Origin of the sequence: Arenimonas caeni, from assembly GCF_003024235.1 — a bacterium.
Lineage (GTDB): Bacteria > Pseudomonadota > Gammaproteobacteria > Xanthomonadales > Xanthomonadaceae > Arenimonas > Arenimonas caeni.
In genome coordinates, this window is the sequence record NZ_KZ679094.1 from 22,808 (window position 1) to 41,307 (window position 18,500).

General features: G+C 71.6%; 18 protein-coding genes. 13 read left to right on the forward strand and 5 right to left on the reverse strand.

The genetic code is table 11. The annotated features are described in order from the left end of the window. Positions 1-56 precede the first annotated feature (56 nt). The 4 genes from C6N40_RS10465 (at position 57) to C6N40_RS10480 (ending at position 3,545) form a co-directional block, all read left to right on the forward strand. Positions 57-311, forward strand: coding sequence for a helix-turn-helix domain-containing protein (locus C6N40_RS10465; RefSeq protein ID WP_106990974.1), 255 nt, complete (start codon positions 57-59; stop codon positions 309-311). Further along, positions 308-2,029: a SulP family inorganic anion transporter gene (locus C6N40_RS10470; RefSeq protein ID WP_106990975.1), complete on the forward strand. Its 1,722-nt coding sequence runs from the start codon at positions 308-310 to the stop codon at positions 2,027-2,029. Before C6N40_RS10465 ends, C6N40_RS10470 begins: the two co-directional genes overlap by 4 nt. A 68-nt stretch (positions 2,030-2,097) precedes the next feature. Then, positions 2,098-2,859, forward strand: a complete 762-nt coding sequence (locus C6N40_RS10475; protein WP_106990976.1) for a Bax inhibitor-1/YccA family protein — start codon at positions 2,098-2,100, stop codon at positions 2,857-2,859. A gap of 65 nt (positions 2,860-2,924) precedes the next feature. Then, complete coding sequence (locus C6N40_RS10480) at positions 2,925-3,545, forward strand: HAD family hydrolase (RefSeq protein WP_106990977.1); 621 nt, start codon at positions 2,925-2,927, stop codon at positions 3,543-3,545. Positions 3,546-3,605: 60 nt separating this feature from the next. Here the strand turns inward: C6N40_RS10480 and C6N40_RS10485 are convergent, their stop codons facing one another. The 3 genes from C6N40_RS10485 to grxC form a co-directional block, all read right to left on the reverse strand. Continuing rightward, complete coding sequence (locus C6N40_RS10485) at positions 3,606-4,616, reverse strand: isocitrate dehydrogenase (protein ID WP_106990978.1); 1,011 nt, start codon at positions 4,614-4,616, stop codon at positions 3,606-3,608. A gap of 160 nt (positions 4,617-4,776) precedes the next feature. Next, a complete protein-coding gene (locus C6N40_RS10490; RefSeq protein WP_106990979.1) occupies positions 4,777-5,172 on the reverse strand; it encodes a carboxymuconolactone decarboxylase family protein in 396 nt (131 codons plus the stop codon). Next, positions 5,169-5,417 (reverse strand): glutaredoxin 3, encoded by a 249-nt coding sequence (gene grxC / locus C6N40_RS10495; RefSeq protein WP_106991038.1) that lies wholly within the window; start codon positions 5,415-5,417, stop codon positions 5,169-5,171. The genes C6N40_RS10490 and grxC overlap by 4 nt, the downstream gene beginning before the upstream one ends. Positions 5,418-5,590: 173 nt before the next feature. Between grxC and C6N40_RS10500 the strand changes: the two genes are divergently transcribed. From C6N40_RS10500 to C6N40_RS10530, 7 genes are all read left to right on the forward strand, one after another. Beyond that, positions 5,591-7,189, forward strand: a complete 1,599-nt coding sequence (locus tag C6N40_RS10500; protein ID WP_106990980.1) for a M48 family metalloprotease — start codon at positions 5,591-5,593, stop codon at positions 7,187-7,189. A gap of 84 nt (positions 7,190-7,273) precedes the next feature. Then, the gene (phoB, locus tag C6N40_RS10505; RefSeq protein ID WP_106990981.1) at positions 7,274-7,966 is read left to right on the forward strand and encodes a phosphate regulon transcriptional regulator PhoB; all 693 of its coding nucleotides are present in this window, start codon (positions 7,274-7,276) and stop codon (positions 7,964-7,966) included. A 16-nt stretch (positions 7,967-7,982) separates the two neighbouring features. Next, entirely contained in the window at positions 7,983-9,326 is a 1,344-nt protein-coding gene (gene phoR / locus C6N40_RS10510; RefSeq protein ID WP_106990982.1) for a phosphate regulon sensor histidine kinase PhoR, read from the forward strand. A 4-nt stretch (positions 9,327-9,330) separates the two neighbouring features. After that, positions 9,331-11,406 (forward strand): polyphosphate kinase 1, encoded by a 2,076-nt coding sequence (gene ppk1, locus C6N40_RS10515; RefSeq protein ID WP_106990983.1) that lies wholly within the window; start codon positions 9,331-9,333, stop codon positions 11,404-11,406. A 2-nt stretch (positions 11,407-11,408) separates the two neighbouring features. Then, the gene (gene ppx, locus C6N40_RS10520) at positions 11,409-12,929 is read left to right on the forward strand and encodes an exopolyphosphatase (RefSeq protein WP_106990984.1); all 1,521 of its coding nucleotides are present in this window, start codon (positions 11,409-11,411) and stop codon (positions 12,927-12,929) included. A 78-nt stretch (positions 12,930-13,007) separates the two neighbouring features. Beyond that, positions 13,008-14,138 (forward strand): glycosyltransferase family 4 protein, encoded by a 1,131-nt coding sequence (locus C6N40_RS10525; protein ID WP_106991039.1) that lies wholly within the window; start codon positions 13,008-13,010, stop codon positions 14,136-14,138. Further along, entirely contained in the window at positions 14,135-14,674 is a 540-nt protein-coding gene (locus C6N40_RS10530) for a phosphatase PAP2 family protein (RefSeq protein WP_106990985.1), read from the forward strand. The genes C6N40_RS10525 and C6N40_RS10530 overlap by 4 nt, the downstream gene beginning before the upstream one ends. Before the next feature lie 23 nt (positions 14,675-14,697). Here the strand turns inward: C6N40_RS10530 and C6N40_RS10535 are convergent, their stop codons facing one another. Continuing rightward, positions 14,698-15,414, reverse strand: a complete 717-nt coding sequence (locus C6N40_RS10535; protein WP_425477701.1) for a GNAT family N-acetyltransferase — start codon at positions 15,412-15,414, stop codon at positions 14,698-14,700. Between C6N40_RS10535 and C6N40_RS10540 the strand changes: the two genes are divergently transcribed. Further along, complete coding sequence (locus tag C6N40_RS10540; RefSeq protein ID WP_106990987.1) at positions 15,391-16,251, forward strand: 23S rRNA (adenine(2030)-N(6))-methyltransferase RlmJ; 861 nt, start codon at positions 15,391-15,393, stop codon at positions 16,249-16,251. The two genes, C6N40_RS10535 and C6N40_RS10540, sit on opposite strands and share 24 nt — an antisense overlap. A gap of 1 nt (position 16,252) precedes the next feature. Next, positions 16,253-17,266 (forward strand): zinc-dependent alcohol dehydrogenase family protein, encoded by a 1,014-nt coding sequence (locus tag C6N40_RS10545; protein WP_106990988.1) that lies wholly within the window; start codon positions 16,253-16,255, stop codon positions 17,264-17,266. A 13-nt stretch (positions 17,267-17,279) separates the two neighbouring features. Here C6N40_RS10545 and C6N40_RS10550 read toward each other — a convergent pair whose 3' ends face one another. Beyond that, entirely contained in the window at positions 17,280-18,500 is a 1,221-nt protein-coding gene (locus tag C6N40_RS10550; RefSeq protein ID WP_106990989.1) for an ABC transporter permease, read from the reverse strand.

The window sequence follows — 18,500 nt, forward strand, 5'->3', positions numbered from 1 at the left end:
CTTGCAAACTGATACCTGAAGGGGTTAAATACACCCGGTTCCCTTCGGAGTCCCGCATGATCAGCGCCGCCCAGCTCCGGGCCGCCCGGGCCCTTCTCGGCCTCGACCAGCGCCGCCTGGCCGAGCTCGCCGGCGTGTCCCTGCCCACCGTGCAACGCATGGAAGCCAGCGCCGGCAACGTGCGCGGCAAGGTCGACACCCTCACCCGCATCGTCGAAGCCCTGGACGCCGCCGGCGTCGAGCTGATCGGCCACGGCCAGCCCAGCCAGGGCCTGGGCCGCGGCGTACGCCTGAAGGAGCCCACCCCATGAGCCTGCGCGAGTTCTTCGCCAGTCGATTCCACCCGAAGCTGCTGACGGTGCTCTCCGAGGGCTACCGCCTGTCCGACCTGCGCGCCGACTCGGTCGCCGGCCTGACCGTCGCCATCGTCGCCCTGCCCCTGGCCATGGCCCTGGCGGTGGCCAGCGGCGCCGACCCGGCCACCGGCCTGCTCACCGCCATCGTCGCCGGCTTCCTGATCTCCGCGCTCGGCGGCTCGCGCGTGCAGGTCGGCGGCCCCACCGGCGCCTTCATCCCGGTCATCTACGCCATCATCGCCAGCCACGGTTACGACGGCCTGGTCATCGCCACCCTGATGGCCGGCGCGATCCTCGTGGTCGCCGGCCTGCTCAAGGTCGGCACGCTGATGAAGTACCTGCCGCAGCCGCTGATCACCGGCTTCACCGCGGGCATCGCCGTCATCATCTTCGCCAGCCAGCTCAAGGACCTGCTGGGCCTGCAGGTGGAGGACGTGCCGGCGGACTTCCTGCCCAAGCTGGCCGTGCTCTACGACCACATCGGCAGCTTCAACGGCTGGGCGCTGGGCCTGGCCCTGGCCTGCGTGCTGCTGATCGTCGGGCTGCGCCGGCTGGCGCCGAGCGCACCCGGCTTCCTGGTGGCGGTGGTCGCGGCCTCGGCCGCGGTGACGGTGTTCGGGCTGCCCGTCGAGACCATCGGCAGCCGCTTCGGCGGCGTGCCCTCGACCCTGCCCGCGCCCTCGCTGCCGGCGCTGGACCTGGCGCGCTGCATCGCGCTGTTGCCGGCCGCGCTGACCATCGCCTTCCTGGCCGGCATCGAGTCGCTGCTCTCGGCGGTGGTCGCCGACGGCATGACCGGCCGGCGCCACCGCTCGAACACCGAGCTGATCGGCCAGGGCATCGCCAACGGCGCCTCCGCCCTGTTCGGCGGCCTGCCGGCCACCGGCGCCATCGCCCGCACCGCCACCAACATCCGCGCCGGCGGCCGCACCCCCGTCGCGGGCATGCTGCACGCCGGCTTCCTGCTGGCCTTCGTGCTGCTGGCCTCCGACCTGGCCAGCTACGTGCCGCTGCCGGCGCTGGCCGGCCTGCTGGTGGTGGTGGCCTGGAACATGAGCGAGCACGGCCACTTCCGCCGCACCCTGCGCTCGGCGCCGCGCGGCGACAAGCTGGTGCTGCTGCTGACCTTCGGCCTGACGGTGTTCGTGGACCTGACCCTGGCCATCGAAGTCGGCATGGTGGTGGCCGCCTTCTCCTTCATGTACCGCATGGCGGGCATGGTCGAGGTGAGCGCCGGCGTGCAGCTGATCGAAGACGACAACGGCGAGGAAACCAACTCGGACGCGGACGCCGCCCAGCGCGAACAGCTGCCGCCGGGCGTCGAGGTCTACCAGATCCGCGGCCCGCTGTTCTTCGGCGCCGCCAACCGCGTCGACCAGCTGCTCGACCAGCTGTTCACCCGGCCGCGCGTGTTCATCCTGCGCATGCGGCTGGTGCCGCTGGTGGACGCCAGCGGCGTGCATTCGCTGGCCACGCTGGCCGAGCGCTGCAAGCGCCAGGGCATCGTGCTGGTGATCTCCGGCCTGCAGCCGCAGCCGCTGGCCGTGGCCCGGCGCATGGGCCTGTCCGAGCGCCCGGGCGAGCTGCACTTCGCGCCGGACTTCCCGGCGGCATTGCGCCTGGCCGCCACCCTGTCGGGTGACGACCTGGTCCGGGACATCGCCGGGGTCTGAACGGGCTGGCCGCGGCGCCCCGCGCTCCGGTAGCATCCATGGCTGCGAATCCAGCCACCGGAGCCACCATGCGCAGCGGCAATCCCGCCCTGAACCAGAACACCTTCCTCGACGTCGGCAGCGGCCAGGTCGTTTCCCGCGATCCCGGGCAGGTGATGACGCTCAACGGCACGGTCAACAAGACCGGCCTGCTGCTGCTGATGTGCGTGGCCACCGCCGCCTACACCTGGAACCTCTACACCGGCCCCGAGTCGATGGGCATGCTGATGCCCTACCTGCTGGTGGGCGGCATCGGCGGCTTCATCGTCGCCCTCGTCACCGTGTTCAAGAAGCAGTGGGCGCCGATCACCGCGCCGCTGTACGCCCTGCTCGAGGGCCTGTTCCTGGGCGGCATCTCGGTGTTCTTCGAGGCACAGTTCCCGGGCATCGTCATGCAGGCCGTGATGCTCACGCTCGGCGTGCTGGCGGCGCTGCTGATGGCCTACAAGTCGGGCCTGATCAGGGCCACCGAGAACTTCAAGCTCGGCGTGGTCGCGGCCACCGGCGGCATCGCCCTGCTCTACCTGGTCAACCTCGGCCTGCGCCTGTTCGGCTTCGACGGCTTCGGCTTCATCCACGAGTCGAGCGCGATGGGCATCGCCTTCAGCGTCTTCGTGGTGATCATCGCCGCCCTGAACCTGGTGCTGGACTTCGACTTCATCGAGTCCGGCGCCGAGGCCGGCGCGCCCAAGTACATGGAGTGGTACGGCGCCTTCGGCCTGGTGGTCACCCTGATCTGGCTGTACCTGGAGATCCTGCGCCTGCTGGCCAAGCTGCAGTCGCGCGACTGAGCCCGGCCGTTCCTTGCCTGGGAGGGCCGGCCTCGCCGGCCCTTTTCCTTTTTGCGAACCCGACGATGGACCTGGCGCTTTTCGACTTCGACGGCACGCTGACCACGGCCGAAACCTTCCCGCGCTTCCTGCGCGACTTCGTGCCGGCCGACAGGCAGCGCGCCGCACGCTGGACGCTGGCGCCGCTGGTGGCGGGTTACCGGCTCGGCCTGGTGCCGGGCACGCGGATCCGCGCCGAGGCGGTGCGCCGCGGCCTGGCCGGCACGGACGCGGCGGCCTTCGAAGACGCCGCCCGCGACTGGGCCGCGCGCGAGTTGCCGGGCCTGATGCGCCCGCAGGCGCTGGCGCGGCTGCGCGCCCATCGCGAGCGCGGCGACAGCGTCATGCTGGTCTCGGGCAACTTCGAGGTGCTGCTGCAGGCCTTCGCCGCCCGCGAGGGCGCCGTGGCCCTGGGCTCAAGGCTCGAATCGGTCGACGGGCGGCTGACCGGCCGTTACGCCGGCCCGCAGTGCGTGCTCGAGGAAAAGGTCGCGCGGGTGCGCGCCGAGGTCGAGCTCTCGCGCTTCCACCGCATCCACGCCTATGGCGACACCCGCGAGGACCGGCCGATGCTGCTGCTCGCCGACGTCGCCCACTACCTGCCGCGCGGCTGGCCGGCCACGCTCGACCCCACGCACATCGGCTGAGGCCGGCAACGAAAAAGGCGCCCCGGAGGGCGCCTTTTCCATTCCGGCCGGGCCGCTGGCTCAGCCGCGGGCGCGGGCGGCGATGGCCTGGGCGAAGGACTGGGTGGTGCCGGTGCCGCCGAGGTCCGGCGTCAGGTTGTCCTTGGCCGCCATGGTGTCGATGATGGCCTGGCGCAGGCGCGCCGCCTCGGCGACCTTGCCGATGTGCTCGAGCATCTGCACCGCGCCCAGCAGCAGGGCCACCGGGTTGGCGATGCCCTTGCCGGCGATGTCCGGGGCCGAACCGTGCACGGCCTCGAAGATCGCCGCCTCGGTGCCGATGTTCGCGCCCGGGGCCAGGCCCAGGCCGCCCACCAGGCCGGCGCACAGGTCGGAGATGATGTCGCCGAACAGGTTGGTGGTGACGATCACGTCGAACTGCTCGGGGCGCATCACCAGCTGCATGCAGGTGTTGTCCACGATCATCTCGTTGCACTCGATGTCCGGGTACTGCTGGGCCACCTCGCGCGCCACCTTCAGGAACAGGCCCGAAGTGGACTTGAGGATGTTGGCCTTGTGCACGATCGTGACCTTCTTGCGGCCCACGCGGCGGGCCAGGTCGAAGGCGTAGCGCACGATGCGCTCGGAGCCGCGGCGGGTGATCTTCTGCGTGAGCGTGGCGGTCTCGCCGTCGGCGGTGAGGTTCTGGCCCTCGCCGATGTAGGCGCCCTCGGTGTTCTCGCGCACCGTGATCAGGTCGATGTTCTCGTAGCGCGACTTGGTGTTCGGGAAGCTGATCGCCGGACGCACGTTGGCGTAGAGGTCGAAGCGCTTGCGCAGCTCGACGTTGATCGACGAGAAGCCCTCGCCCACCGGCGTGGTCAGCGGGCTCTTGAGCGCGACGCGGTGCTTGCGGATCGCGTCGAGGGTGGCGGCGGGGAGCAGTTCGCCCTGCTTTTCGTAGGCGGCCAGGCCGGCTTCGACGAAGTCGTAGGACAGGCCCAGGTCGAGGGCATCGAGCACCTGCAGGGTGGCGTCCATGATCTCCGGGCCGATGCCGTCGCCACGGATCACCGCGATGGTCTGGGTCATAAAATCCTTTTGATGCAACAGGTTAGGGCAGCCGGGCGGCCGCCGAAGGCGCAATATTATGCCTCAAATGCCGGGTTCCCGCTCCAGCGGACCTTGGTCGGGGGCGGGTTGGCCGGGCCCGGGGGCCCTCCTGAAGGACCCATGGGAAGGCCCGACAGCCTCAGTGGCCGTGGCCCGCCGGCTCCGGCGAAGGCGCGGCCTCGCCGGCTTCCAGCTGGTCCAGGAAATCCACCGCCCGGCGCAGGTGCGGGATCACGATCGAGCCCCCGACCACCAGGGCCACGCTGAAGGCCTCGAACAGCTCGTCGCGGGTCACCCCGGCCTGCCTGCACTGCGCCACGTGGTAGGCGATGCAGTCGTCGCAGCGCAGCACCATCGAGGCGCTCAGGCCCATCAGCTCCTTGGTCTTCACGTCCAGGGCGCCGGCCCGGTAGGTCTGGGTGTCGAGCGCGAAGAAGCGCCGCACGACCTGGTTGTCCTCGGCCAGGATGCGCTCGTTCATCCGCTGGCGGAACGCGGTGAACTCGGCGACGCGGTCCTTATCCCCGGAGCTCATGCGCCGCCCTCCTGCAGCAGCGGCGCCAGGCCGCCGGCGCGGTCGAGCGCGACCAGGTCGTCGTAGCCACCGACGTGGGTGTCGCCGACGAAGATCTGCGGCACCGACGTGCGGCGGGCGCGCGCGAGCATCTCGTCGCGGCGGGCCGGATCGGTATCGATGCGGACTTCTTCCCAGCTGGCGCCGCGCGACTTGAGGAAATTCTTGGCCGCCACGCAGTAGGGGCAGATGGCGGTGGTGTACATCACGACCTTGGCCACGGTGTTCTCCGGTTGCAGGCGACAATTCTGTCGCCCGCGCCGGGGCTTTACCAGCGAGCGGCTGCAACGCTGAGGCCCGCCGCCCGGGTTAACTCCGGGTTCACTCCGGCCGCTGCGGCCAGCGGCTATGCTGTCGGCAACCCGCCCCGGAGCCGACCTTGCGCATCCTCGTTCCCGCCGCCCTGAGCCTGGCCCTCGCCCTGGCCTGCGGCGCCCGTGCGCAAGACGCCCAGTTGCCCGACATCGGCTCCTCGGCCGCCGAGATGATCGACCCGGGGATGGAGGCGCAATACGGCGCCTACCTGCTCTACGAACTGCGCCGCATGGGCCTGGTCATCGAGGACCCGCTGGTGCACGACTGGCTGCAGGGCATGGGCTACCGCCTGGCCGCCGCCAGCGATACGCCGCAGCACGGCTACACCTTCTTCATGCTGCGCCAGCGCGAGATCAACGCCTTCGCCACCCTCGGCGGCTACGTGGGCATGAACGCCGGCCTGGTGCTGACCGCCGAGGACGAATCGGAAGTGGCCGGCGTGATGGCGCACGAGGTGGCCCACGTTTCCCAGCGCCACGTGCTGCGCGCCTACGAGCGCGCCCAGAAGGACCAGGTGCCGATCCTGCTGGCCATGCTGGGCGCCATCGCCGCCTCGCACGCCGTGGGCAGCGGCAACCCCGACGACAACTCCAGCTCCAACGCCAGCATGGCCGCGGTCGCCGGCGCGATGGCGCTGATGCAGCAGCGGCAGATCGACTACACCCGATCCAACGAATCCGAGGCCGACCGCATCGGCATCCAGACCCTGGCCCGCGCCGGCTACGACCCGAACGGGATGGCCAACTTCTTCGAGCGCATGCAGCGCGCGAACCGCGGCAACTCGGGCGGCTACCAGTTGCCCGAGTACCTGCGCACCCACCCGGTCACGTCCCTGCGCATCAGCGAAACCCGGCAGCGCGCCGGCCGGCTGGCCGAGAGCAGCTTCACGCCGCCGGCACCGCCGGCGCGGCCGAGCCTGCTGCTGCCGGGCGACCTGAGCCTGGCCGGCGGCGACGCGCCGGCGCGCCGCGAGGACGTGTTTGGCTGGGCCCGCGAGCGCCTGCGCGTGCTCAGCGCGCCCAGCGCCCGCGGCGCCGTGCTCGAGTACGAGGCGCTGGCGCGTGCGCCGGGCGCGCGCGTGGATGACGCCCAGCGTTACGGCCTGGCCCTGGCCCAGATGCGCGCCGGCCGCCCGCGCGAGGCGGAGGCCGGCCTGGCCCGCCTCCTGGTGCAGCACCCCGGCGACCTGTGGCTGGAGCTGGCCCATGCGGAGGCGGCGGCGCTGTCGCGCCAGCACGAGGTGGCCACCCGGCGCTTCGAGTCGCTGCTGCTGCGCCACCCCGACAGCCGCGCCGTGCGCCTGACCTATGCCGACGCCCTGGGCGAGCGCGCCACCGCCGAGGCCGGCGTGCGGGCCCAGGAGGTGCTGCGGCCGCTGCTGGCCGAGGCCGGCGACGACCCGCTGTTCCAGCGCAGCTTCGCCCGCGCCAGCGAGCTGGCCGGCGACGAGATCCGGGCCAGCGAGGCCTATGCCGAGGCGGCCTTCCTGAACGGCCGGGCCGTGGACGCGCTCAACCAGCTCGACCGGCTGCGCCAGCGCGAGGACCTGAACTACTACCAGCGCGCCCGCATCGAGGCCCGCATGGCCGCCATCACCCCGGTGGTGCTGGAAATGCGCCGCCAGGGCATCACCGCCGACCGCCAGCGTCCCGACAGCCGCTGAGCCGCGCCCGGCCGGCCTGTCACGGGCCGGTCACAAAAGTTTTATCTACTTGCACGCGACCCCACCGGATGACACGGTAAGCCAGTGCAAAAACGCATCCTCATCGTCGACGACGAACCCGCCATCCGGGAGATGGTGGCCTATGCCCTGCGCAAGGCCGACTTCGAGCCGGTGCACGCCGGGGACGCCCGCGAGGCCCAGGTGGCGATCACCGAGAGGGTGCCCGACCTGATCCTGCTCGACTGGATGCTGCCCGGGTCCAGCGGCCTGGAGCTGGCCCGGCGCTGGCGCAAGGACGAACTCACCCGCGACGTGCCGATCATCATGCTCACCGCCCGCGGCGAGGAGAACGACCGGGTCTCGGGCCTGGAGTCGGGCGTGGACGACTACGTGGTCAAGCCCTTCTCGGCCCGCGAGCTGCTGGCGCGCATCCGCGCCGTGATGCGCCGGGCCCGCGACGACGAGGACGACGGCTCGGTGGCGGTCGGCGCCCTGCGCATCGACGGCGCCGCGCACCGGGTCTACGCCAACGAGCAGCCGCTGCACCTGGGTCCGACCGAATACCGGCTGCTGCACTTCTTCATGACCCACGCCGACCGGGTCTATACCCGCACCCAGCTGCTCGACCACGTTTGGGGCGGCAACGTCTACGTCGAGGAACGCACCGTGGACGTGCACATCCGCCGCCTGCGCAAGGCGCTCGAGCCCCATGTGCTCGACGGCATGGTGCAGACGGTGCGCGGCGCCGGCTACCGCTTTTCGGCCTCGGTCGGCTGAGGCGCCCGGGGGCCGGATGAGCGTATCGATGCTGCTGCGGCTGGCCTGGCGCCAGTCCCTGATCCGGCTGCTGCTGTTCTATGCCTTCGCCCTGGGCCTGGGCCTGGCCCTGGGCGAGCCCTGGTGGGCGCTGGGCCTGGCCACGCTGGCGCTGGCGGCGCGCGCCTACTGGCGCCTGTACCGGGTGCTGCGCTTCTTGGACTGGCGCAAGCAACTGCGCACGGTCGACGGCCAGGGCCTGTGGGCCGCGCTGGAGACCCTGATCCACCGCCGCCAGACCGAAAACCGCCGCCGCAGTCGCCGCCTGGTGCGCCTGCTGCGCGCCTACCGCCAGGCCGCCACGGCCATGCCCGACGGCGCCCTGGTCATCCACCGCCGGGACGGCCGGCTGGTGTGGTTCAACAAGACCGCCCGGCACCTGCTCGGCCTGCGCTACCCGCAGTCGCTGGGCGAGCCGCTGGCCGACTTCTTCGCCGGCCAGACGCGGGTGCGCGACTGGCTGGCCAGCGGCCAGACCGACGAGCCGCTGCTCGACTTGCCCAGCCCGGCCGATCCGATGGTGCGCATCAGCCTGCGCCTGATCCCCTACTCGGCCCGGGAATGGATGGTGGTGGTGCGCGACGTGACCAAGCTGATGCGGCTCGAGCAGGTGCGCCGCGACTTCGTGGCCAACGTCTCGCACGAACTGCGCACCCCGCTGACGGTGGTGCACGGCTACCTGGACATGATCGAGCCCGAGGAGCACCCCGAACTGGCGGTCATGGTCGAGGAAATGCGCCGCCAGTCCCAGCGCATGACCCAGCTGGTCGAGGACCTGCTCACGCTCTCGCGGCTCGAGGCGCAGGAGTCGCTGCCCGAGGAGCCGCTGGCGATGGCGCCGATGCTGGTGACCCTGCGCCGCGAGGCCGAGGCCCTGAGCCAGGGCCGGCACGAGGTCCGCGTCCTGGACGAGGCCGGCTGCGACCTCACCGGCTCGACCAAGGAGCTGCACAGCGCCTTCTCCAACCTGGTCAGCAACGCCATCCGCTACACCCCCACCGGCGGCCGGGTGACGATCCGCTTCGAGAAGGTGGCCGGCGGCGGCGTGCGCCTGGCCGTGCAGGACACCGGCTACGGCATCCCCGAGCAGCACCTGCCGCGCATCACCGAGCGCTTCTACCGGGTGTCCACCAGCCGGTCCCGGGAATCGGGCGGCACCGGCCTGGGCCTGTCGATCGTCAAGCACGTGCTGAGCCTGCACCAGGCCCGGCTGGACGTGGAAAGCGAGGTCGGCCGGGGCAGCACCTTCGCCTGCGTGTTCGGGCCGGCCCGGGTGCGCATGCGCAGCCAAGCCGGCGACGACCTGGAAGACGTAAGCTAGGGAAATGGACGACAAGACCCCCGACGGCGACCTGCACGCGCCGGAGCTCTACCTCAACCGCGAACTGTCGCAGCTGGAATTCAACTTCCGGGTCCTGGCCCAGGCCAAGGACCCGGCCGTGCCCCTGCTCGAGCGGCTGCGCTACCTGTGCATCAGCTGCACCAACCTCGACGAATTCTTCGAGATCCGCGCCGCCACCGTGCGCACCGCGCTGCAGTTCGGCGGCCCGCTGCCGCCCGACGGCATCGCACCGGCGCGGGCGCTGGAGCTGATCCACGACAAGGCCGCCGGGCTGGTGGCCGAGCAGTACCGCTACTGGAACGAGACCCTGCGCCCGGAGCTCAACGCCGCCGGCATCCGCATCCTCGCCCACTCGTCCTGGAACGCGCGCCAGAAGCGCTGGCTGCACAAGTATTTCCGCGACGAACTGCTGCCGGTGCTCTCGCCGCTGGGCCTGGACCCGGTGCACCCGTTCCCGCGCATCCTCAACAAGTCGCTCAACGTGGTGGTGGTGCTCGAGGGCAAGGACGCGTTCGGGCGCAAGGGCGGCATGGCGATCGTGCGCGCGCCGCGCTCGCTGCCGCGCATCATCCACCTGCCGCCCGAGGTTTCCGGCGGCAAGCACGACTTCGTGCTGCTCTCGGCGGTGCTCACCGCCTTCGTCGACGACCTGTTCACCGGCATGAAGGTCAAGGGCGCCTACCAGTTCCGGGTCACCCGCAACTCCGAGCTGTTCGTGGACGAGGAGGAAGTGGAGAACCTGGCCAGCGCGCTCAAGGACGAACTGGCCAGCCGCGGCTTCCGGCCGGCGGTGCGGCTGGAGATCGCCGAGCACTGCCCCAAGCCGATCGTGCGCACCCTGCTGCAGAACTTCGGCCTCACCGAGAACGCCGTCTACCGCATCAACGGCCCGGTCAACATCAACCGCGTCACCCAGGTCTACGACCTGGTCGACCGGCCGGACCTGAAGTTCCCGGCCTTCAAGCCCGGCCCGGCGCCGCTCGACGCCGAGGCGCCGTTCGAGACCCTGCGCCAGCGCGACGTGCTGCTGCACCACCCCTACCAGAGCTTCCAGTCGGTGCTCGACCTGCTGGCCCACGCCGCCCATGACCCGGACGTGCTGGCGATCAAGCAGACGCTCTACCGCACCGGCAAGGACAGCAAGATCATCGACCACCTGATCACGGCCGCGCGCAACGGCAAGGACGTGACGGTGGTGGTGGAACTGCGCGCGCGCTTCGACGAGGAGGCCAACATCCGCCTCGCCGACCAGCTGCAGGAAGCCGGCGTGCAGGTGATGTACGGCGTGGTGGGCTACAAGACCCACGCCAAGATGATGCTGATCGTGCGGCGCGAGGGGAAGAAGCTGCAGCGCTACGTGCACCTGGGCACGGGCAACTACCACGCCGGCACCGCGCGCGCCTACACCGACATCGGCCTGATGACCGCCGACCCGGACATCACCGCCGACGTGCACGACGTGTTCCAGCAGCTCTCGGGCCTGGCGCCGTCGATCAAGCTGCGCCGGATGATGCAGTCGCCCTTCACCCTGCACCAGGGCATCCTGCGCCGGATCGAGCGCGAGGCGAAGAACGCCCGCGCCGGCAAGAAGGGCCACATCATCGCCAAGATGAACGCGCTCAACGAGCCGACGGTGATCCGCGCGCTGTACGAGGCCTCGCGCGCCGGCGTGCGCATCGAGCTGATCGTGCGCGGCGCCTGCTGCCTGCGCCCGGGCGTGCCCGGGGTGTCCGAGAACATCAGCGTGCGCTCGGTGGTCGGGCGTTTCCTCGAGCACAGCCGCGTGTACTGGTTCCGCAACGGCGGCAAGCCGGAGATCTTCTGCTCGAGCGCCGACTGGATGGAGCGCAACCTGCTGCGCCGGGTCGAGACCTGCTTCCCGATCATCGACGAGCGGCTGGCGGCGCGCGTGTTCGACGAGGAGCTGGCCAACTACCTGGCCGACAACCTCCAGGCCTGGGAGCTGCGCGAGGACGGAAGCTACGCGCGGGTCTCGCCGGCCGAGGGCGAGATGCCCTATTCTGCGCAAGGTTCGCTGCTGGCCAAACTCTGCGACTGACGATGCCGACCCAAGACACGCCACCGCTGAAGGACGGCGACCTGCTGGCCGCGGTGGACCTGGGCTCGAACAGCTTCCACATGGTGGTGGCCCGTTACGTGCTCGGGCAGCTGCGGATCATCGACCGCATCAAGGAAACCGTGCGCCTGGCCGAGGGCCTGGACGGCCGCGGCGGCCTGGACCCGTCGGTGATGCCGCGCGCGCTCGACTGCCTGGCCCGCTTCGGCCAGCGCATCCGCACCCTGCCGCCTTCGCGCGTGCGCGCGCTGGCCACCAACACGGTGCGCCAGCTGGGCAATCCGCAGGCCTTCCTGGTGCCGGCCGAAACCGCCCTCGGCCATGGCATCGAAGTGGTCGCAGGCCGCGAGGAGGCGCGCCTGATCTACCTTGGCGTGGCGCACGGCAGCCCGCCGGACCCCGGCAAGCGCCGCCTGGTGATGGACATCGGCGGCGGCTCGACCGAGACGATCATCGGCGAGGGTTTCCAGGCACTCGAGCGCGAGAGCCTGCAGATGGGCTGCATCGCGACCACCCGGCGCTACTTCGGCGACGGGCGGCTGAGCCGCAAGCGCTGGAAGGAAGCCCGGATCGAGCTGGCCGCCGAGTACCAGCCGTTCGCCGAACGCTACCGGCGGCTGGGCTGGCACGAGGCCATGGGCTCCTCGGGCACGATCAAGGCGATCTGCGACGTCTCGGTGAAGATGAAGCTCACCAAGGTCTCGGTCACCGACGCCAGCCTGGAGGCCATCCGCGACAAGCTGCTGGACTTCGAGAACATTTCCGACATCAAGCTGCCCGGGCTGTCGGCCGAGCGCCGGCCGATCTTCGCCGGCGGCCTGCTGGTGCTCGACGCCGCCTTCGGCGCGCTCGGCATCGAGCGCATGTACGTCAGCGACCACGCCATGCGCGAGGGCGTGCTCTACGACCTGATCGGCCGCGGCTCGCCCGAGGATCCGCGCGCGGAGTCGATCCGCGCGATGCAGGCGCGCTATGGCGTCGACCTCGACCAGGCCGCTCGGGTGGAAGCCACCGCCCTGAGCCTGTTCGACCAAGCCGAGCTGGCCTGGGGCCTGGACGGCGACAGCCGCCGGCAGCTGGCCTGGGCGGCGCGCATCCACGAGATCGGCCTGGCCATCGCCCACAGCCAGTACCACCAGCACGGCGCCTACCTGGTCGAACACGCCGACATCGCCGGCTTCTCGCGCACCGAGCAGCAGATCCTCGCGGCCCTGCTGCGCACCCAGCGGCGCGTGATCAACCCGTCGAGCTTCGACAAGCTGCCCGACCGCCTGGTGGCCAGCGTGCAGCGCATCGCGCTGCTGCTGCGTCTGTCCGTGCTGATCCACCGCAGCCACGACCGCGACCCGCTGCCGGTGGTGGAGCTGGACGTGGACGGCGACGAGCTGCTGCTGCGCCTGCCCAAGCGCTGGCTCGACGGCCACCCGCTCACCCTGCTCGACCTCGAAACCGAACGCGAGACCCTGGCCGGCTTCGGCCGCCGCCTGACGATCCGGGCGCTCTGAGCCGCGGTAACGCGGGCGTCATGCCACGGTCACCGGCCTGGCACAGGCCGCCGCGATTCTGGCGCCATGGACAAGCCCCTGCGCGTCGACCTGGTCACTGAAACCTACCCGCCCGACGTCAACGGCGTCGCGCTCACCGTGCAGTCGCTCGAGGGAGGCCTGCGCCGGCTTGGCCACGAGGTGGGACTGGTCCGGCCCGAGCGTGAGCACGACGGCCCGCGCCCCGGGCCGGCGCTGCTGCTGGTGGAGGGGGCGCCGATCCCCCGCTACCCCGGGCTGCGCTTCGGCCTGCCCGCCGGGCGGCGGCTCGCGGCGCGCTGGACGGCGCAGCGGCCGGACGCCGTCTACATCGCCACCGAGGGTCCGCTGGGCTGGTCGGCGCTGCGCACCTGCCGCCAGCTGGGCATCCCGGTGGCCACCGGCTTCCACACCCGCTTCGACGACTACATCGGCCGCTACGGCGCGGGTTTCCTCAGCCCTTGGGTGTTCGCCTGGCTGCGCCGCTTCCACAACCGCGCCGACGCGACCCTGGTGCCGACCCTCGAGCTGCAGGAGCAGCTGGCCCGCCAGGCGTTCCGGCGGGTGGTGCGCCTGGGCCGCGCGGTCGACACGCGCGCCTTCCATCCGGGCTGGCGCGACCCGGCGCTGCGCCAACGCTGGGGGGCCAGGGAAGGCGCCCCGGTCCTGCTGCACGTGGGCCGGATCGCGCCCGAGAAGAACCTGCCGCTGGCCGTTCGCGCCTATCGCGAACTGCAGAAGCAGCGTCCGGATGCGCGCTTCGTCTGGGTCGGCGACGGCCCGGCCCGGGCCCGGCTGCAGCTCGACAACCCGGACTTCATCTTCACCGGCACCCTGCGCGGCGACGAGCTTTCGCGCTGCTTCGCCAGCGCCGACCTGTTCTGCTTCCCCAGCCTGTCGGAGACCTTCGGCAACGTCACGCTCGAGGCCATGGCCAGCGGCATCGCCACCATCGCCTTCGACTACGGCGCCGCCCGCGAGCACCTGCGCCACGGGCTGCATGGCGCCGCGGTGGCCTTTGGCGACGAGCCGGGCTTCGTCGCGGCCGTGGTGGCCGCGGCCACCGGCGACGGCCTGCGCCACCAGGGCGAAGCGGCGCGCCACGCGGTGCAGCACCTGCACCCCGACCGGGTGGCGGCGGACTTCGCGACCCTGCTGGCCGGACTGGGCCGGCGGGCGGAGGCGGCATGAACGCGCGCCGGCTGGCCCGCCGCGAACACGCGTGGTGCCTGGCCGCCAACCGCTGGGGCGCGCGCGGCGCGGTGCGCTCCTGGTTCCGGCTGGTCAGCCGGCTCGGCGACGGCGCGTTCTGGTACGCGCTGATGGCCGGCCTGGTGCTGGTGGACGGCTGGCGCGGCCTCGGCGCCTCGGCGCACCTGGCGGCGACCGGCCTGGTGGCGCTGATCCTTTATCGCCGGCTCAAGCGCTGGACGAAGCGCCCGCGGCCCTTCTCGGCCGACCGCCGCATCCGCCCGCTGATCGCGCCGCTGGACGAGTTCAGCTTCCCCTCCGGCCACACCCTGCACGCGGTCGCCTTCACCGTCGTGGCCCTGGCGCACTACCCGGCGCTCGCGCCGCTGCTGCTGCCCTTCACCGCCAGCGTCGCCGTCTCGCGCGTGGTGCTCGGCCTGCACTACCCCAGCGACGTGCTCGCCGCCACGGGCATCGGCATCGCCCTGGGCGCCGCGTCGCTGCAGCTGGCCGCCCTCCTCCCCGCCCCGCTGTAGGACCACCTTCAGGCGCGGCCGGTTCATCGGGCCAGAAGGGACTCCTGCGAGGACGGCGCGAGCGGGCGGAGCCAGAAGGTGAGCGGCTTTTCGGTGGGGGTGGGGTCGCCGGGCTCGGGCCAGGCCAGGCGCACGGTCATTCCCGGCTGGCGGACGTAGCCGCGCCCGATCCAGAAGGCTTCGTTGCCGCGATGGCCCGGAGGGCGGCGCGGGTCGGCCGGGTCGCGGTCGACGGCGCAGAAGGCGGTCCAGCGGAAGCGGCCCGATGCCCGGGCATGGGCTTCGCGCTCGTCGAAGAAGCGGTGCCCCAGGCCGCGGCCGCGGTATTCGGGCAGCAGCACCGATTCGCCGAAATAGAACACGTCGTCCACCGGCCGCCCGGCGTCCAGGAAGGGCCGCTGGAACTCGAGGGTGTCGTCGGCCAGCGGCAGGCCGGTCGAGGCGCCCACCACGCGTTCGCCGTCGAGCGCCAGCACCACCACGGCCCCGGCCGACGCGGCATAGGCCCGCAGGTATTCGGTCTCGTAGGCCGGGTCGCCTTCGTAGAGGTAGGGCCAGTCGCGGAACACCGCCACCCGCAGCGCCGCCACGGCCTCGAGCCAGGGTTCCAGCTCCCTGCCCGCCAGCCGCCTCACCTCGATCGAACCCGTCATTCCCGGCCTCCCCTGCGCCACGGGGCCGGAGTTTAACCCCCGCCACGGCGTAGACTGCACGCCATGAACTACCGCCACGGATTCCATGCGGGCAACCACGCCGACGTGCTCAAGCACCTGGTGCTGGTCGCCCTGCTCGACGCGCTCAAGAAAAAGGACGCGCCCTTCTTCGTGCTCGACACCCACGCCGGGCGCGGCCGCTACGACCTGCGCGGCGACCAGGCCAGCCGCACCGGCGAAGCCGCCGCCGGCTTCGTGCGCCTGCGCGAGGCGGCGCCGGCCGGCCCGCCGGCGCTGCGCGCCTACCTCGACGCGGTGGCCGACTGCGCCCTGGGCGACGAACACAGCTATCCCGGCTCGCCCTTGCTGGTCGCCCACGCCCTGCGCGAACAGGACCGCCTCGCCGCCTGCGAGCTGCAGCCCGAGGAAGCCACCGCACTCAGGGCCGTGCTGGCCGGCGACCCGCGCTGCCACGTCCACCAGCGCGACGGCTACGCCGCGGCCAAGGCGCTGCTGCCGCCACGCGAAGGCAACACCCGCTTCGCCCGCGGCCTCGTGCTCATCGACCCGCCCTACGAAGCGCAGGAGGGCGAGTACGCGGCCATCGTCGCCGCGCTGCGCGAGGGCCTGGACCGTTTCCCGCAGGGCATCTTCGCGCTGTGGTACCCGATCAAGCGCCGCGCCACCCTGCAGCCGCTGATGCGCAAGCTCGCCGCGCTGCCGGCCCGCTCCGCGCTGGCGATCGAACTGCTGGTGCGCCCCGACGATTCGCCGCTGCGCATGAACGGCAGCGGCATGGTCATCATCAACCCGCCGTGGCAGCTCGACGCCGCCGTCGAACCGGCGCTGCGCCCGCTCGCCCAGGCCATGGGCGAGGCCGGTGCGTCCTGGCGCCTGACCTGGCTCAAGCAGGAATCCGCCTGAGATGCAGACCCCCAAGCACGCCCGCTATGCCTACCGCGGCCGGGTCCCGCACGAAGTGATCAAGACCGTCGAGTTCAACCTGCTGCCGCCGCTGCCGGACGAAGCGCGGGTGCAGGTGCTGGCGGCCCCGGTCAATCCCTCCGACGTGCTCCAGCTCACCGGCGAATACGGCCAGTTGCCGCCGCTGCCGGCGGTGGGCGGCAGCGAGGGCGTCGGCCGGGTCGAGGCCATCAACGGCAACGCCCGCGGCCTGGAGGAAGGCGACATCGTGCTGCTGCCGCTGGGCTGCGGCAGCTGGAGCACGCACCTGAACCTGCCCACGCGCGACCTGGTGAAGCTGCCGCACGACGTCGACCCGGTGCAGCTGGCCATGCTCAGCGTGAACCCGCCCACGGCCAGCCTGATGCTGAGCGACATCGTCGAACTGCAGCCGGGCGACTGGGTCATCCAGAACGCGGCCAACTCCGCCGTCGGCGGCTACGTCGCCCAGATCGCCAGGCGCCGCGGCATCCGGCTCATCAACGTGGTGCGGCGCGAATCGGCCATCGAGGCGGTCTGGCAGGCCGGCGGCGAGAACGTGCTGGTGGACGCCGAGGACCTGCCGCGGCGGGTGGAAGAGACCCTTGGCGAGATCCACGTCCGGCTGGCGCTCGACTGCGTCGGCGGCGTGCACACCGAACACCTGGCGCGCTGCCTGGCGCCGGGCGGCACCATCGTCAACTACGGCTCGATGAGCGGCGAGCGCTGCATGGTCTCGCCGCGCTACCTGGTGTTCAACGGCATCAACCTGCGCGGTTTCTGGCTCGCGAACTGGCTCCGGAAGGCGCGCGCCGACCGTCGCCAGGCGCTGTTCGCGGAACTCGCGGCGATGGTCGCCGACGGCAGCCTGCACGCCAGCGTCCAGGCGAGCTACGGCATCGACGAGGTGCGCGAGGCGGTGCAGGCGGCCAGCGCCGGCGCCCGCCACGGCAAGATCGTCATCGAACCCAATGGCCGCTCGCGCGCGGCCATCTGAGCCCGCGCGCCGCTCACTCGTAGCGCAGCGCCTCGATCGGGTCGAGCGCGGCGGCCTTGGACGCCGGCATGATGCCGAACACCACGCCCACCAGCGCCGAGAAGCCCGCGGCCGCCACCACCACCCACAGCGGCACCTGGGCCGGCGGGAAGTTCGGGATGGCCGAGGCCACGGCGAGGCCGGCGCCATAGCCGAGCGCGATGCCGATCAGGCCGCCGAGCAGCGCCAGCAGGCCGGCCTCGAGCAGGAACTGCACCAGGATGTCCCGGCGCGTCGCGCCCAGGGCCTTGAGGATGCCGATCTCGCGGGTCCGCTCGGTCACCGACACCAGCATGATGTTCATGATGCCGATGCCGCCGACCAGCAGCGAGATGCCCACCACGCCGCCGACCACCGCGGTGGCGGTGCCGGTGATCTGCTCGAACTGCTTGACGAACGAGTCGGCCGCCTCGACCCGAAAGTCGTCGTCCTGCCCGGGCTTGAGCTTGTGGGCGATGCGGATGGCGCGCTTGACCCGCTCGCGCAGCGCCTCGACGTCCTCGATGTCCTGGGCGGTGAAGCTCACGCTCATGCGCGGCCGCACCTCGTTGCCGGTCATCGCCCGGCCGACCTCGAAGGGGATGATGACCAGGTTGTCCTGGGAAAAGCCCAGCAGTTCGCCGCGCTTTTCCATCACGCCCACCACCTTGAACCACTCGGCGCCGATGCGGATGTACTCGCCCACCGGGTCCTCGGGAAGCTCCAGGTCCTCGATGGCCTTGGTCCCCACCACGGCGACGCGGCGCCGGCTCTTGTCGTCGCTGGCGACGACGAAGCGCCCCGCCTGCGGGTAGAGGCCGCGCACGACGGTGAAATCGGCCGACGTGGCGATCACCTGCGGCACCGCGGTGCGGCCGCGGTAGCCGACGCCATTGGCCGGCACGGCCATGATCGGCACCACGTCGCCGACGCCGGCGATGCCGTAGCGCAGCAGGTCGACGTCGGAGAAGTCCAGGCGGTTTTCCTTGCCCAGGCTGGCGTCGGCGAACGAGGTGTAGGCCTGCAGGGTGAGCGTATTGCTGCCCAGGTCGGCGAACTGGTCGGAGATAGAGCGCGAGAACCCCTGCACCAGCGACACCACGGCGATCACCGAGGCGGTGCCGATCAGGATGCCGAGCGTGGTGAGGAAGCTGCGCATGCGATGCGCCATCAGGCTGGCGAGCGCGGCGCGGAAGGCTTCGAGGAAAGCTTGCAT

What these genes read in the sequence shown, in the direction of transcription:
- ppx (WP_106990984.1), top strand. Translation starts at nt 11,409, where the DNA reads ATGCCGACCCAAGACACGCCACCGCTGAAGGACGGCGACCTGCTGGCC.
- C6N40_RS10550 (WP_106990989.1), bottom strand. Translation starts at nt 18,500, where the DNA reads ATGCAAGCTTTCCTCGAAGCCTTCCGCGCCGCGCTCGCCAGCCTGATG.
- C6N40_RS10545 (WP_106990988.1), top strand. Translation starts at nt 16,253, where the DNA reads ATGCAGACCCCCAAGCACGCCCGCTATGCCTACCGCGGCCGGGTCCCG.
- C6N40_RS10485 (WP_106990978.1), bottom strand. Translation starts at nt 4,616, where the DNA reads ATGACCCAGACCATCGCGGTGATCCGTGGCGACGGCATCGGCCCGGAG.
- C6N40_RS10535 (WP_425477701.1), bottom strand. Translation starts at nt 15,414, where the DNA reads ATGGAATCCGTGGCGGTAGTTCATGGCGTGCAGTCTACGCCGTGGCGG.
- C6N40_RS10480 (WP_106990977.1), top strand. Translation starts at nt 2,925, where the DNA reads ATGGACCTGGCGCTTTTCGACTTCGACGGCACGCTGACCACGGCCGAA.
- phoR (WP_106990982.1), top strand. Translation starts at nt 7,983, where the DNA reads ATGAGCGTATCGATGCTGCTGCGGCTGGCCTGGCGCCAGTCCCTGATC.
- C6N40_RS10530 (WP_106990985.1), top strand. Translation starts at nt 14,135, where the DNA reads ATGAACGCGCGCCGGCTGGCCCGCCGCGAACACGCGTGGTGCCTGGCC.
- C6N40_RS10475 (WP_106990976.1), top strand. Translation starts at nt 2,098, where the DNA reads ATGCGCAGCGGCAATCCCGCCCTGAACCAGAACACCTTCCTCGACGTC.
- C6N40_RS10540 (WP_106990987.1), top strand. Translation starts at nt 15,391, where the DNA reads ATGAACTACCGCCACGGATTCCATGCGGGCAACCACGCCGACGTGCTC.
- grxC (WP_106991038.1), bottom strand. Translation starts at nt 5,417, where the DNA reads ATGTACACCACCGCCATCTGCCCCTACTGCGTGGCGGCCAAGAATTTC.
- ppk1 (WP_106990983.1), top strand. Translation starts at nt 9,331, where the DNA reads ATGGACGACAAGACCCCCGACGGCGACCTGCACGCGCCGGAGCTCTAC.
- C6N40_RS10490 (WP_106990979.1), bottom strand. Translation starts at nt 5,172, where the DNA reads ATGAGCTCCGGGGATAAGGACCGCGTCGCCGAGTTCACCGCGTTCCGC.
- C6N40_RS10470 (WP_106990975.1), top strand. Translation starts at nt 308, where the DNA reads ATGAGCCTGCGCGAGTTCTTCGCCAGTCGATTCCACCCGAAGCTGCTG.
- C6N40_RS10465 (WP_106990974.1), top strand. Translation starts at nt 57, where the DNA reads ATGATCAGCGCCGCCCAGCTCCGGGCCGCCCGGGCCCTTCTCGGCCTC.